Source organism: Thermoanaerobacterium calidifontis (genome assembly GCF_055381745.1).
This window is the reverse complement of sequence record NZ_AP042436.1, coordinates 1,173,998-1,187,530: the sequence shown is the minus strand read 5'-3', so window position 1 is coordinate 1,187,530 and position 13,533 is coordinate 1,173,998. Positions and strand designations below refer to the sequence as shown.

Annotated in this window: 16 protein-coding genes; all 16 read right to left on the bottom strand. The window is 38.3% G+C overall.

What is annotated here, in order from left to right; genetic code table 11:
• Positions 1 to 2: 2 nt before the first annotated feature.
• The 16 genes from ACZ42G_RS06030 to ACZ42G_RS05955 all read right to left on the bottom strand — a co-directional run bounded on the left by ACZ42G_RS06030 (position 3) and on the right by ACZ42G_RS05955 (position 13,533).
• Positions 3 to 593 carry a hypothetical protein gene (locus ACZ42G_RS06030; RefSeq protein WP_464851943.1) on the bottom strand — a complete coding sequence of 197 codons (591 nt, stop codon included), beginning with the start codon at positions 591 to 593 and terminating at the stop codon, positions 3 to 5.
• Positions 594 to 867: 274 nt separating this feature from the next.
• Positions 868 to 1,572 (bottom strand): N-acetylmuramoyl-L-alanine amidase, encoded by a 705-nt coding sequence (locus ACZ42G_RS06025; RefSeq protein ID WP_464851941.1) that lies wholly within the window; start codon positions 1,570 to 1,572, stop codon positions 868 to 870.
• Complete coding sequence (locus tag ACZ42G_RS06020; RefSeq protein WP_464851939.1) at positions 1,569 to 1,973, bottom strand: phage holin family protein; 405 nt, start codon at positions 1,971 to 1,973, stop codon at positions 1,569 to 1,571. The genes ACZ42G_RS06025 and ACZ42G_RS06020 overlap by 4 nt, the downstream gene beginning before the upstream one ends.
• Before the next feature lie 15 nt (positions 1,974 to 1,988).
• Positions 1,989 to 3,197 (bottom strand): Vgb family protein, encoded by a 1,209-nt coding sequence (locus ACZ42G_RS06015; RefSeq protein ID WP_464851937.1) that lies wholly within the window; start codon positions 3,195 to 3,197, stop codon positions 1,989 to 1,991.
• An 11-nt stretch (positions 3,198 to 3,208) separates the two neighbouring features.
• Complete coding sequence (locus ACZ42G_RS06010) at positions 3,209 to 5,650, bottom strand: phage tail spike protein (protein WP_464851935.1); 2,442 nt, start codon at positions 5,648 to 5,650, stop codon at positions 3,209 to 3,211.
• Positions 5,651 to 5,664: 14 nt separating this feature from the next.
• Complete coding sequence (locus ACZ42G_RS06005; protein WP_464851933.1) at positions 5,665 to 6,489, bottom strand: hypothetical protein; 825 nt, start codon at positions 6,487 to 6,489, stop codon at positions 5,665 to 5,667.
• Positions 6,489 to 7,268 (bottom strand): distal tail protein Dit, encoded by a 780-nt coding sequence (locus ACZ42G_RS06000; RefSeq protein WP_464851931.1) that lies wholly within the window; start codon positions 7,266 to 7,268, stop codon positions 6,489 to 6,491. Before ACZ42G_RS06000 ends, ACZ42G_RS06005 begins: the two co-directional genes overlap by 1 nt.
• Positions 7,268 to 9,580: a phage tail tape measure protein gene (locus ACZ42G_RS05995; RefSeq protein ID WP_464851929.1), complete on the bottom strand. Its 2,313-nt coding sequence runs from the start codon at positions 9,578 to 9,580 to the stop codon at positions 7,268 to 7,270. The genes ACZ42G_RS06000 and ACZ42G_RS05995 overlap by 1 nt, the downstream gene beginning before the upstream one ends.
• 6 nt (positions 9,581 to 9,586) lie before the next feature.
• Complete coding sequence (locus tag ACZ42G_RS05990) at positions 9,587 to 9,850, bottom strand: hypothetical protein (RefSeq protein ID WP_464851927.1); 264 nt, start codon at positions 9,848 to 9,850, stop codon at positions 9,587 to 9,589.
• Positions 9,851 to 9,897: 47 nt separating this feature from the next.
• Positions 9,898 to 10,215 (bottom strand): hypothetical protein, encoded by a 318-nt coding sequence (locus tag ACZ42G_RS05985; RefSeq protein ID WP_464851925.1) that lies wholly within the window; start codon positions 10,213 to 10,215, stop codon positions 9,898 to 9,900.
• Positions 10,216 to 10,227: 12 nt separating this feature from the next.
• Positions 10,228 to 10,644: a phage tail tube protein gene (locus tag ACZ42G_RS05980; RefSeq protein ID WP_464851923.1), complete on the bottom strand. Its 417-nt coding sequence runs from the start codon at positions 10,642 to 10,644 to the stop codon at positions 10,228 to 10,230.
• A 14-nt stretch (positions 10,645 to 10,658) separates the two neighbouring features.
• Positions 10,659 to 11,042, bottom strand: coding sequence for a DUF3168 domain-containing protein (locus tag ACZ42G_RS05975; protein WP_464851922.1), 384 nt, complete (start codon positions 11,040 to 11,042; stop codon positions 10,659 to 10,661).
• Positions 11,039 to 11,392 carry an HK97-gp10 family putative phage morphogenesis protein gene (locus ACZ42G_RS05970; protein ID WP_464851920.1) on the bottom strand — a complete coding sequence of 118 codons (354 nt, stop codon included), beginning with the start codon at positions 11,390 to 11,392 and terminating at the stop codon, positions 11,039 to 11,041. Before ACZ42G_RS05970 ends, ACZ42G_RS05975 begins: the two co-directional genes overlap by 4 nt.
• Positions 11,389 to 11,709: a phage head closure protein gene (locus tag ACZ42G_RS05965; protein ID WP_464851919.1), complete on the bottom strand. Its 321-nt coding sequence runs from the start codon at positions 11,707 to 11,709 to the stop codon at positions 11,389 to 11,391. Before ACZ42G_RS05965 ends, ACZ42G_RS05970 begins: the two co-directional genes overlap by 4 nt.
• On the bottom strand, positions 11,706 to 12,227 hold the full coding sequence (locus ACZ42G_RS05960) for a head-tail connector protein (RefSeq protein ID WP_464851918.1): 522 nt from the start codon (positions 12,225 to 12,227) through the stop codon (positions 11,706 to 11,708). Before ACZ42G_RS05960 ends, ACZ42G_RS05965 begins: the two co-directional genes overlap by 4 nt.
• A 169-nt stretch (positions 12,228 to 12,396) precedes the next feature.
• Complete coding sequence (locus ACZ42G_RS05955; protein ID WP_464851917.1) at positions 12,397 to 13,533, bottom strand: phage major capsid protein; 1,137 nt, start codon at positions 13,531 to 13,533, stop codon at positions 12,397 to 12,399.

The window sequence follows — 13,533 nt, the reverse complement described above, 5'->3', positions numbered from 1 at the left end:
TTTTAAACATCCTTTTCCTCAATCTTTTTTAAAATTTGTAATTTTTCTAATGCTTCTTGTAAAACCTTTATCATGTTTTCTACGTCAGTTTCAGCTAATTCAAATAATATTTTATGATTTCCCTTATTTTTAGAATCATCATTAAATAATTCAAGATTAATAAGAATTGAATAAGTCAAAATTTCATTTATATCATTCTTATTTCTTTTAGTTAAAATTTCATAGTCAAAGTTGTCTAACAAATTTTGCTTACTGGTACATTTTACTTTTATATCATCGATTAATTGAGGGCAACGTTGCAAAATTTCTTTAATAATTATTATTTTTTCACTATCATAATCATAAGTATTATCATTTTTAAGTACAATACGCCTTGCCTCATTTAATATATAAAAAACCTGCCCTATAAAATCATCTAAAATAATTTTATCATCAATTGTTTCTAATTCCTTTTTTAAATTATAATCATGAGCCTCAATTCTAACACCTTCACTAAACCATTTAACTATTATAATATTTTTTATATATAAATCTATAAATATTTCAGCATATCTTTTAAATGTCTCAATATTTACTTCCTTATTCTTTTCCACAAAAAACACACCTCCTATTTGTATTCTATTACAACAAAACTATTCCACCCTATAAAGAATGTGAAATTTCTTTTAGTCCTTTATTAAAATATATTTAAATATACTAATATATAATAATATTATATTAAATTGAATAAGATTCCATTTTGGTACCATTATAGATATTGTTATAAAAAATGTCAAGTACAACATATAGTTGTAAAATTAATCAAAACCACAAAATACATTCTTATACTATATATTGTGCCATAAAAAAATAGGCCCCGAAGGGCCTTTATGCTTTCATATACTTTTCATAGATTCTCTGCAGCAACACAGCTACATATCCACCATCACATTGCTTGCCTTCCACTGCATTCTGTTTCCAGTATTCTGGACTTGTAATTATACCAGCTTTTACAAAGGCATCTATAACAGTGTCCAATGGATTATATTTCGTTTTTTGTTTCAACCCAAATGCCTGAACGATTCCGTTGCATATCGACTGAGCTATTGCCTGTCTATTATTTTCTTCTCTTAGAAAGTTAGCGTCCTTTACTGAGTCTATAAACAAATTTTCGACTAAGATTGCAGGCATTTTTGTTTCCCTGAGCACTGCCAAATTTTTTGTTTTTTCACCACGGTCAATGAAGTTATTTGACTCATATAAATTTGCAATTGTTCTATGAATGATAGCTTGTATAGAAGCCGTTTTATCGCTTGCTGCAGGATGGCGATAACTCTCAAAACCAGAACCACCTCCAGCATTAATATGTATGGAAATAAAAAAGTCCACATTTGCTGAATTAGCCATATTGGCACGCTGTAAAAGTCCTACATCTATGTCTTTATCTCTCGTTAGTATTATATCTACTTCATAGTTTTTCAACAAGTTATTTAACCTCAATGAAATATCAAGTGTTAAATCTTTCTCTCGTAATCCATTTGAACATCCTCCCGGATCTATTCCACCATGGCCCGGGTCAATACATACTATCATTGTTTCACTTCTCCCTTCCCCTTTAATATTGCTACAGCCTTCTGTATCGCATCAGGTACAGGTAATCCAATACGGCCGGTATTTTCTATGATGCTTAAAAGCTCATTCGCAAGGTAGAAAAATATTGTGGCATCTCTAAATACATTTGAATCACCTAATGCCATATCTACAAGATGCGCCATAGCAACCAATACGAATATCATCACTTTTCTTGATATACCTTTCCAGCCTATTGACGAATTGAGTTTTCCTTCTATCCCTGCAGCAATGACACCCGTAATGTAATCAAATATAACAAATGCAAGCAAAATTCCGAGCAATGCGCTCCACCCCCCAAAAAGATAGGAGGCAAGAGCGCCTCCAAATGCTGTTATTGTCTTAAATATATTTTCATACTTCATTTTCACACTTCCTCTCTATTCTTGAAATACAAAATCATATTGAATTTTCATAGTATTAGTTGATGTTTTGGTGACCGGTGACGCAAGCAGCGTCCGTGCACCGTAGTTTACATTATATATAGTTGATATAGGAACACTATTAATATAAGGAGAATCATAAACGCTTATAAATTTTTCGCCATCCCACGTTAATGCAGAACAAGAGAGAACAGCATAGTACTTATTCTTGACTTTTCCAGTTGCTGGGTCAATCTTGTAAAAAGTAGAGCTATCATAGATATATAAATTTTGTTTGTCATGAGCTACAGGAATTGAATAATTCGTTGTCGGTCCAGTAAAACTACTCAAAATAGTTCCGCTATTGGGGTCTACTTTATAAATTTTATTATCAGTTGTTGTCGTTACCCATAAGTAAGTCCCATCCCAGGCTATACCATATGGTTTAGAAAAAGAGAAGCTGCCTATTACTGTTCCATCACTTGGACTTATCTTATAAATTTTATTACTACTTATATCACCAATCCAAATATTCGTACCATCCCATGCAAGTCCCCTAGGATATGTACCGGGTGTACTAAAACTACTTATTACTGTAAATGTATTTGGATCGAGCTTATAAATTTTATTGTTTTGATATCCTAAAACATAAAGGACTTGTGTGTTTCCTGCAACTCCCGCTAAATGCGCATCAAATGTAACAGAAATTGTCGTTATTTTCATTGACAGTAGATTGCGAGATCCCCAAATAATAGTTTGAAACGTTCCATTTGCAGCATTAGTCGGCCAATCAAACACATAATGTACTCTTGATAAATCATCATAATTCATTTTTGATTCTGCAGTATTTACAGTTCCTCTAAGTGAGTCCGAACCTGAATATGTTGTTTGATCTGACCAGCCAACTAAGTCACCAAGTGAAGGAAATTTTTCTTCTATTTCTGGTTCATTTCCTGAATATAATTGTATCTGTGAAAATACATTTTCAAAGCTCGGTTTTGAACCGGTATACGTTAAACCTAGTGCAGAAGTTATTAATTGATTTCTTAAATAATTATATCCTATGCTTGTGATGAGATTTTCTGTCTTTGCCTCAAGAACTTTCTTTTTTGTCGCTGCGTCAAACAATTCAACAGTTACAAGCCCTCGAATTTTTGAAACTTTTTCTTTAAAAGATACAACTTCAATGTTTTTCCTATAATCTTTCACATAACTTTTAGATAGCAATTTAGCACCTCCTAACTAAGTGTAACAATTGCACTTGTTGCAATTTGTTCTAGTTTTATGACTTCCTCATTGCCTATTGTAATAGGTAATTGTGTTTCAGCCGAAGCTACCATATTAAGCTGTAATACTTTAACATCAATGTTTTCCTCCCAATTGACTCTTGGAGCTTCAGAGCCAACTCCACCAAGCAAGTTTGTAGCATAAACATAAAATTGCAAATGTTGTGCTGCTATTGTAAATGTACCAGTGCTTGTATACATCTGCACATCCAACATAGCAGATCCTTGTTGTATTTGTGCTAAAACAAATGGTACTCCTATAGTGTTATATCCCGCTTGACACTGTTGCTGTATCGTAGGCCCTATTTGAGCGCCTGCATGAAAAAATTTGACCGTCAGAACCAATGCTGCACTTGCTTGCCCTACTATCATCAACCCTATTTGTGCATTTGTTGATGAAAAGTTCGTGATCGAAAGCGAAACCGGATATTGCTGCGTCGTCGTAATAGTCAATTGCTGATTGTTTGTCCCAAAAAGCATACTTGGTTGTGCTGCAGCAATATCTGATGATATAGATTGTTCTTCAGTATCCTGTAACCCTGGAATAATATAGCTTAATTCTACTTCATTTTTCCAAGGCTCTTGAGGATACCGCTTTAATCGCAATATTCGTGTCATAACATCAATTTTAAGCTCGCTGTCATAAACTCTAACTGTATCACCGATATAGAATTTATCCTCAAAAAGCCCTGTAATTGTTGATAAATCAAGGACACTGCATTCATAACTTATAATTGGCTGTGAAAGTTCCGCAAGTTTTTTTCTTGCTGCATCCAACAAATTTTGAGTGAGCATGAACCTATCATCTTGCCAGATATATTCCTTCCTAAACTTTGCTTTTGCCTCTGTAAGTGTAAGACCTTGCGATGTATACCAGCTATAATCTTCTAAATATTCTTTTCCATCATTAAAATCCGCAATGCTAAGACCATTCTTTCCATACGCATATAACACCGTTGCTTCAGGTGGCTTTACAGTTCGCTTTATTGATTTTAGATTCTTCTTATATCGAAATCCAGCGCCTCTATTGCTACCTATCTGCTGCAGCATGTTTACTTTTCTATTTATACTATCCCACTGTATCTCTAATCCTACTATTTTTGCCCATTGTCGGACCAACCAAAGTACTGTTTTATCCACTTCTTTCAAGCTATATATGCCATCAGTATCTGCTTCGATTGTTCCGACTGTCCATCTTGTACCAGTTAGCAACTGCTTTAATCCATCTATAGCACTCTTTCTATCAATAAGAAACTCGCCTTGTTTCGTGCTGTTTAGAAGCTCGATATAGGCGAGTTCACATGACACATATATGATTTCTTTGCCGCTGTCATCTCTACCGTCTATAATTTGTGTTATTATGTAGCGTTTGTTGTCATAAATAATTTCCTCGTCATGTTTAATATATTGCGATTTTGAGTCATTAAATGGTATCGAAAATTCCAATGTTTCAGCATTATTTAATTTTTCTTCAACAACTATATCATATGCATTCTCTAATATTGCTACCAGATTACCATGCAGATCATAAAGCCTTATAAATTCTTTCTCCCGTTTTAAAGATGACTGAACTTCATACCATGCGCTAAAATTAATACTATTTACAATAGGCGATATCGAATTATCTAATGTTTGCAGCAATACTTTTATATAAAAATCTCTTTTTTGACTATTGATAAGCCAATCTATACTTGTATTGTTACTAATAAACTGCCAATTTATATTATCTTCGCTAATATAAAATTCGATATTTGTATTATTTGGTTGGTAAACATCAAAGAATAACCTATCCCCTGTTATTTGAGGAATATTTTCTATCTGGATATGATATATAGCGCTACCTTCAGGGACATAAAAATAAGATATTCCCTCTAAACCACTAATAACCAAATCGTCAATATATACGCTATCTTCATTTTGGGATGCACTACTATCTTTTGTATATTTCCACATAAGAGTATGCTGCCCAGCTGCCAAAGAATAAGTTACTTGTGTCCAATCTATTATGCCAGATTTACCACCAAGTTTTTCTACTCCGTCTATATAGAACCAAAATTTATCATATCCTGACTCACTGCTAACTCTATACCAAAAAGAAACCGTGCCATCCTGAATAAGATTAACTGTCAATTGAGTTTGTGATGATTGGTTATCTCCTATGTCCTTATTTCTATAACAATACTGCCCATTATGAGGCGATGTAGTTACTCTAACCCAATCACCAACGAAATCAAACTGCAGTGTATCATCCTCGAAATCTTCTGTTTTTTGTACTATCCCTTGCTGTTCCATCTTTATAAGTTCAATATGGTCGTCTGAAACAATAACATTATTAAGAGTACCATTATTAAATTCTTGCCCAGTTATAATTTTGTTAAATTCTTGAAGTATCAATCACCTCACCGCCTTTAGGACTTCAGGACCGCTCCTAATGAAAATGTAAAAGAAGGTGTATCTCCAGCAATCGTATAGAATGCTGCTATTTGAGAACCAAGCAGGCCTGACACAGCCTTCATTTCCGAAGTAACGCCTGTTACCTGTGTAAATGTAACTAAGTCAAACCACTTACCTGAGACTGGATCTTTTGTTCTAATCTTTGCACCCAATGTTGATGTTGTGCCGGATACTGCTGTTACATCCAAGAAGAATACTGCTTCTTTGAACTTTTTAACATCCACAGGTGTTGCGCTTGTATCGCCGGATGCAGTTCTCGCCGCAGATGCAAGCATAGTGACTTCCTGAGCAGTTTGCACAAGTTGGACTTGCACTACACCATTTGAATCTGTAAGTATACGCCTTGCATTCGTTCCATCGCTTCCAGCTATCAATATTGCCTTAGCCGGATGTGCACTTCCCGGAGTAGCATCTGCAGGTGTCGATACTATGTCTACATCGCCAATATTGTTATTGCCAGCTGGTATTGATGGTAGCTGAGCTACATTTATAGAACCTATATTATTTGTGCCAGCAGGCAGAGACTCAGAAATTGCAGTTTTTAAATTACCATTGCTGCTTAAAGTCGATGGCAATCCGCCACCAAATAAGGTCCTTATTCTTTTTATTATGCCTATAAGTGTGCCGTTTCCTGTGGCTTCGGCATCTGTCGTTGTACCTAATGTTGCTATGGCTCCATCTTTTGCCTTAGTTTGCATATACCAGTCTGTACCATCATAGTAGCTGCTGGTCAACTTATTATCAAGATCTGTATTGAGCCTTGCATTTTGCTGCGCCATTATATCCACCTCTCTTTAAACTGTATTTTTATATCTGCATTTACTCCATTATCACAATTGAATATGAGACTATTGGGTCCCGGTTGCAATGTTGGAAATTCACCATCAATCAATGCCAATATTGAATCCTCTGCTGGATCATATCCACCGGTTGTATTTATGTCTCGGTCCATCCCTTTGTAACAAGTAAAAGTTTCACTATTTATGTCTATTTGACTATTGTTTGTTATGGTACCATTATACAAAAAGATAACATCGTTCAATGTTATCTTTGGATTCTTTACATCACCCCAAGCAGCTATTATTGATATGACAGGGTTTGTTTCTGCAGTGCCATTATTATATATGCCTTGCGTTGCGCCAGGTTGAGCCGTAAATTGTTGTATGTTATCGTCAAGAGAATATGCAAATGGCTCACATGTGAATTGAATTGAAAATTGTCCTAAATATAGCGTCTGGTCTATGTCAACCTTATTAGATACCTTAGCCATATAATATTTGTCGGTTTCCTTGCTAAGTATAAGCTGTGCCTTCTTGTTTGTACTTAACCATGCCGATATTTTCCGTGCATCTTGCAATATCGTATCAGCCGTTTGTGATACAAAAGCACATTCAATTTCAATTATTCTATCGCCGAAAGGCTGCGTAAATAAATAGCTGCCTATTTTTCCTGGAACTGTTTCGTATTGGTCACGTATATCAGGTAAAATAGAGCGTTTCGTATTCAATACCTTTATCCCTATTGACGATGCAGATATGCCATTGAATATAAAATCCATCATCTCACCCCTTTTGCCCGCTGAGATGACTGAATAAGATTATTTAATTCTCTACTTATTCTATAAATATCATCATCATTTCTTACTGTCATATTTTGTACCACAACCAGCGGTCCATTATTTGTAGACCCTATTATATTTTTTAGCTCTGAAATTGGTATAACTGCCTCAGGCCCAGCTTCGCCTACACCGATAATAGACGGCGAATTAAATATACCACCTTCAGCATACCAATTTACGTTCAAACGAGGTACACTCGGAGGGTTTAAGCTAAAACTACCCGATATGCTAAAATGCGGTAATGGAATATGAGGAATTTGAAAGTGAAACATATCTGTAAGGCTCTGCTTTATGCTAGAACCAATATTTCTTATTTTACTCCAGATATCATTTAACTTGCCTCCAGTTATGTTGTTTAAGTTATTCCAAGCATTTTGCCATACATTTTGATATTCTTGCCCAAAAGTTGTAAGTAATCCTTTTATACCACCACCATTTTGTTCAATTCTACTTCTTATAGCCGACATTTTACCACCTGTTAAATTATCCATAAAGCTAAATGCCGTATTCCAAGTTTGCTTATAGAAATCTGTATATGTCAGAATTATACCCTTAATACCTCCACCATTTTCGTCAATTTTTTGTTTTATTATTCCCCATGCTTCGGATGTTTTTTGTTTTATATTATCCCAAGCATTGCTTATACCGCCTCGTATGTTTTCATATGCGCTTTGCACATCGCTCTTGATATTGTCCCACGTTTGAGAAGTAGAATTTATCACGTTATTCCACGTCTGCTTAATATGATTACCTATATTTATAAATGTCTCCTTCAATCCATTCCATAAATTATTTGCGTACTGCTTTATCGTATCCCAGTTTTTATAAAGCAATACTCCAACAGTAATAGCTGCTGTTATGGCTGCTATAGCAATCCCTACAGGGCCTGTCAATAACTCAAATGCAGCCCCTAATATACTTACACCACCCGCTGCCGCACCAGCTGCACTGCTTGCTGCTGTAGCACCAATTCCAAATGCAGCTAGCCCAGCTTTTATCGCAACAATCGATTCCATAAATTTACCAACTATCAATATTATAGGGCCAATTGTTGCTGCTATTCTTGCAAGTGCTATAATAACTTTCTGCGTTGTTGGCGAAAGCTCACCAAAAGCATTGATTAAATCAGTAACCTTCTGGACCATTGGAGTAATAATTGGCAACAGCTTTTCTCCTATTGTAATAGCGAGTGTTTCAACCGCCGATTTAAACGCCTCCAATGCGCCGTTAAATCCTTGCATTTTAGAACTGGCTACTTCCTGTGCTCCACCTGCTTTGCTGACAGCTTCGCTCATACTGTTCCAAGCATCTGTACCAGACATAAGGACGATATTTGCCGCACGCACTGCATCAGATCCAAAAATTGTAGCCAAAGCAGCATTCCTTTGTTCTTGAGAAAGTCCTCCAAGCTTTGTTGAAAATTCCTTCACCAGTGCAGGAAGGGGTTTCATCTTGCCATTTGCATCATAAACACTAATACCGTATTTTTGCATGGTTTCTGCCGCTTTGTCTGTTGGGCTTATAAGCGACATAAGCATTGATTTTAAACTTGTACCTGCGTCTGAACCTGCTATGCCTGCATTTGCCATGAGCGATATAGCTGTCACGGTGTCTTGTATACTCTGACCTGACATATTGGCAACAGCACCAGCAGCCTGCAAAGCATATGCCATATCGGTTATTTCACCAGCGCTGGCATTTGCACTGTTCGCCAGAAGGTCTGCAACGGTTGCAGCTTTGTCGCCAGACAGCCCAAAAGCGTTCAGAGCCTGCCCTACGATTGTCGCTGCTTCTGCATTGTCTATTTGTGCTGCAGCCGACAACTGCAATGTTGCCTTCACGGCTTTGAATGTATCATCTATGCTCAAGCCAGCTTTGACAAGCTCGGTCATAGCTGCTGCTGCGTCTGTCGCAGACGTGCCCGGGAGGGTGATATCATTACCCAGTTGCTTTGCAAGTTCGCTCATTTGCGCCATTTGTTCAGAAGTAGCTCCTGACACGGCATGGAAAGTATTGCCCATGCTTTCAAAATCTCCGGCTGCCTTCAAAGAAGCACCCGCAGCTGCGGCAAGTGGCAATGTCACACCAACCGTCAAGCTCTTTCCTACGCTAGACAACTTGTCACCAACGGCCTTCATGCCTGAAAATCTGCTTTCTATATTTTTGATATTTTGTTCTACAATTCGCATGTTTTTCTCAAAATCATCAATACTTGCACCTATGCGTACAAAAATATTGCCTGTTTCTGCCATGTGATATCACCTCCTGAACTTCTTCATCAATTCGTTCCATGCTTGTCTTTTGTCCTTCACTGGCTTTGTTTTCTGTTCTTTTTTCTTTCCAAGCAGTTTTGACGGCGATACAGGACGTTTCAGTTTACCTGTATAGCTTATAATATGTGCTACAGCCCATGCCATCAGATGTAGTTGCTCTTCTTTTTGAAATTTTTTCGCTTCTGCAATAAGTGTGATTTCATGTGGTGTCAAATTCCAGAATTCATCAATGGATATTCCTAGCTTCAAACATTGAAGGAGGTAGTCTTCCCAATCCCAGCTACCTCCTTCATTCTCTAGTTTTTTTGTTGTACTTCTCCTTTTTGTGGGGCAAAAGCAAGCTCAAATGCTTTTGCTATAGCCTCACTGGCTTTTTGCAATCCTATCTCATCTATGATCTCATCGGTTTGTTCAATAGTCAAATTTGGTATCTGGTGAAGTAGCCCTATCCTGAATATCTCTGTTAGATCATTTATGCCTGCCTCACCTTGCATCTTTTCTCCAAGTGTTCTTATTGATGCATTGAACGACTTTTCTAACATTCTCAATGCTTTGTTATTATACTTCAGTGAATATATCTTATCTCCAACTTTGATATCATATTGTGCTATCATTTATTGGCCTCCTTATACACCGGTGGTTTTTGTCAATGGACCTGTACCCTGCAATGTGCCTGAATATGTCGCTGCATCATCATAAGGCGCATCAATAGGGAAATCTGTTAAATATGCTTTACCTGTATATTTATTTCCTGCTGGAGTTAGCAGCTGCACTTGTAAGATTTTATCATTCAAATATGCATCTTCCAAAGCCTGATAACCTGCATCATCTTCTACGAGCAACCCATCAAAATCAATGCTCCAATTTTTGATGGTAGGTAATCCTTCATACCACCCGCCAGAGTCCTTTGACGTTATATCTGCCTCATCAGCCTTGCGATTAAGCGTTGCATTTTGCTGACCTGCAACAGTTGTCCATGTTGGAGCTGTATCTGTTCCAGTATTAACCTGGATCAAAAAATCTACACCAGTTACCGCTGGCATTTATAACAACCTCCTTATTGTTCTTGAATTTTATATCTAAACCTAACTACCCCATGGCGACACTTGCTAGGATCTCGCATGGTTTCTACCATGTCCAATCTTGCTGTTACAACAAAAAAGCCTTCGACCTGCAATGGTGTCAAGGTCAAGGCCTGAATAATTGTATTAATTAATTGCTTTGTTTCCATCATGCCGTTATAATCGCTCCAGATATGCAATGTATGTGTTACTTCTTGCCCTGCCTCCAATTTCGTACTCCAATCAACTGCAGTATCTTCGCCAATCGTAACGTATGGCATAGCTGCACCATCAGGATCTTTGTCATATACTGGGCATGAAAGATTATTTTTTAACCGTTCATATATGGCTTTTTGAAGTGGAAATATTGGAGACTTCATTCAGATGCCTCCTTAATTGCTTTTATTATACCTTCTTCTAGTTTTGGCCGCTCTTCCTCAAAAGCAGGAAATAAATAAGGCTGAGCGGCCATTTTTCTTGTGCCGAATTCAACATATTTGTCATACGGCATGTGTGGTCCTATTTGTGCCGACATTTTGCCATAGAAGTCCACCGTGATAGAATTTCTAAGAGCACCAGTTCTTACAGGACACCTCTTTTTGGCCCCCATTTGAATATTGAGTGCTGACTCTGCAATTTGCTGTTCTACGGCTTTTCTCGCTTTTGCATTCAGTGTGCTAAGTTTTGCTATGGTCTCTTCAACACCTTTTACTTCAATTTTGATTTTCACTGTACCACCTCTGAACAAAGCAGCTCTAACCATTGATGAAGTTCTTTTATATCTATAGCTGACACTATATCAAATATCCTGCCTTTGTATGTCAATCTCATCTGTGGCTTGATACCTTCCCGATATCGTATTGTGACTTTGTGTGTCAATGTTGATTGCACTTGCTGTGCAGTATATCTTTCATTTCCTCTCAAAGGCTCAATGGCAGCCCAAACAGTTACTATGTCTTGCCATGTTTCAATTGTGCCGCCTGCGCCATCATCTGTGTCTACAAGCTGCTGTATTGTTGTTCTGTGTCTCAGTCTTCCTGCATTCATAGCATCATCACCCGATATGGTCGCAAAAGCGCCTTTACGGTCGGTGGCATCTCAATTGCATCATCTCCGCGATGCTCATATAGATGTGCTACTAACATCAATATGGCCTGTCGTATTGCCTGCGGTGCATCGGTGGCATTGTTGCCATAGCCCGAAATATAGCGGATCACCAAACCGTCAGGATTGACAGCTCGAAGAGGAATTTTAGAATAGAAAGCATTTTGACCTATCAAAACATAGTTTTCAGTCGAAACTATTTCTCCATCCAATGTAACTTCATTGATCGTTTGTATTGGAGGCTTTGGTATATATACTTTCCTATTAGCCGAGTCCAATGCAAGCTCCCATGTTTGTGTGATAAATGCCCTTCTAGTATACTCTTCTGATTTTTGCCTTGCTGCCGTGATAAGCACTGATATAAGACTATCTTCCTCGTTTCCGTCTATTCGCAGATGTAGCTTTGCTTCCTCCAGTGTTACTGGTTCCGTTACTGGAGGTGTCACTAGTCGTTGATACATTTCCTTTCACCTCCGACGGCCCTTTCAGGCTTTTGTCCTGTTCGGCTACTCTAGCCTGAATCCAAGCCCTAGCCGTCATCTCATCTACCTCTACCACAGAGCCGGGCACAAAGGCCCGGTCTCTTGTGACAAGGCTACGGAGTATTCGTATTTTCATGAAACATCATCCCTAGGCCGCAGGTACGTTCAATATTCTCAATGCGTTTGGCCTGATCACATCGCCACCGACTCTATAGTGAATCTTGAAGCCTACAAGACCAGACTCAGCATAGAGTTCTACCAATCTCTGTACGGTCATGCCCAGACGATCAATTATACGATAGCCGCTCCTAATGTCGCCAAAAATAGCTACATTAGCAGCAGTACCAGCAGCTGGAATATTCGGGATATCCTCTTGATTGTATACAGGATATCCAGCAAAGCTATTGGGTCTACCAGTCTGAAGCGAAGGCTGCCAGAGATACTGTCCGTTGCTGTCCTTCAATAGGCGCATGGCAAGCTCGGTTTTGGAATTCACAATCAACACACCGTTTTGCCTATACTGTGCAGGTACTTCATATATGAGCTTCAGTACGTCATCAGCAGTAATAGCTCCTACCTGTCCAGCATTCACCCTGGACACCACAGTACCATTAAGAATACCTTCGGGCTGCTGATTAGCGTGTCCAGTACCAACAACAAAAGCCTTGTCCTCAGTCTCAGCAATAGCCCGAGAGAAGGAATCTGTCACTATGCTTTCAAGTGCCACGTCGGTATCCATCAGCTCATCTTCACCTATTTTGGTCAAGCCATAGAGGTCTTCTACGTACTGGAATTCCTCGCCCGGTGTCATTGTGCTTTCAGTCACAGTTGTTCCAGTCTCAAGTTTGCCCCATCCGACAGTTACCTCGGTCAAGCTACGTCTACGAATTCTGTCGCTTCTAGTCTGTCGTACGGTTGCCAAGCTACGAATGATTGTCAGCTTCGGCAGTTCACGGTATATCTCAGACTCCAATTCCTCAGGAATGAGTATTTGGCCAGTTGCGTCAGATACTAGAGCTTTTTGCTCCTCTGGCATCAGTGCGGTTTTGCCTTCTCTCATGAATTTGAAGAATGCTGATTTTTTCTCGCTAGGTTGCCCCTCATCCTTGCTATCATTTGGCACAGGTGGCCTATTAACGACAGTTTCTATTTGAGCTATGCGCTCATTGATTTTCTTCTGAAATTCCTCAAATTCTGCTTTTGTGTAGAGGCCCTTTTCCTTAGCCTCAAATTTTTCCCTCAGTTCCTTGATGAGATTTTGCAGTTCTAAAACCTTGTCATCCAT

Bases quoted from the DNA above. Each gene is read 5' to 3' on its own strand.
- ACZ42G_RS05955 (WP_464851917.1), bottom strand. From the start codon at position 13,533: ATGGATGACAAGGTTTTAGAACTGCAAAATCTCATCAAGGAACTGAGG.
- ACZ42G_RS05995 (WP_464851929.1), bottom strand. From the start codon at position 9,580: ATGGCAGAAACAGGCAATATTTTTGTACGCATAGGTGCAAGTATTGAT.
- ACZ42G_RS05985 (WP_464851925.1), bottom strand. From the start codon at position 10,215: ATGATAGCACAATATGATATCAAAGTTGGAGATAAGATATATTCACTG.
- ACZ42G_RS06005 (WP_464851933.1), bottom strand. From the start codon at position 6,489: ATGGCGCAGCAAAATGCAAGGCTCAATACAGATCTTGATAATAAGTTG.
- ACZ42G_RS05960 (WP_464851918.1), bottom strand. From the start codon at position 12,227: ATGTATCAACGACTAGTGACACCTCCAGTAACGGAACCAGTAACACTG.
- ACZ42G_RS05975 (WP_464851922.1), bottom strand. From the start codon at position 11,042: ATGAAGTCTCCAATATTTCCACTTCAAAAAGCCATATATGAACGGTTA.
- ACZ42G_RS06025 (WP_464851941.1), bottom strand. From the start codon at position 1,572: ATGATAGTATGTATTGACCCGGGCCATGGTGGAATAGATCCGGGAGGA.
- ACZ42G_RS05965 (WP_464851919.1), bottom strand. From the start codon at position 11,709: ATGAATGCAGGAAGACTGAGACACAGAACAACAATACAGCAGCTTGTA.
- ACZ42G_RS05980 (WP_464851923.1), bottom strand. From the start codon at position 10,644: ATGCCAGCGGTAACTGGTGTAGATTTTTTGATCCAGGTTAATACTGGA.
- ACZ42G_RS06020 (WP_464851939.1), bottom strand. From the start codon at position 1,973: ATGAAGTATGAAAATATATTTAAGACAATAACAGCATTTGGAGGCGCT.
- ACZ42G_RS06000 (WP_464851931.1), bottom strand. From the start codon at position 7,268: ATGGATTTTATATTCAATGGCATATCTGCATCGTCAATAGGGATAAAG.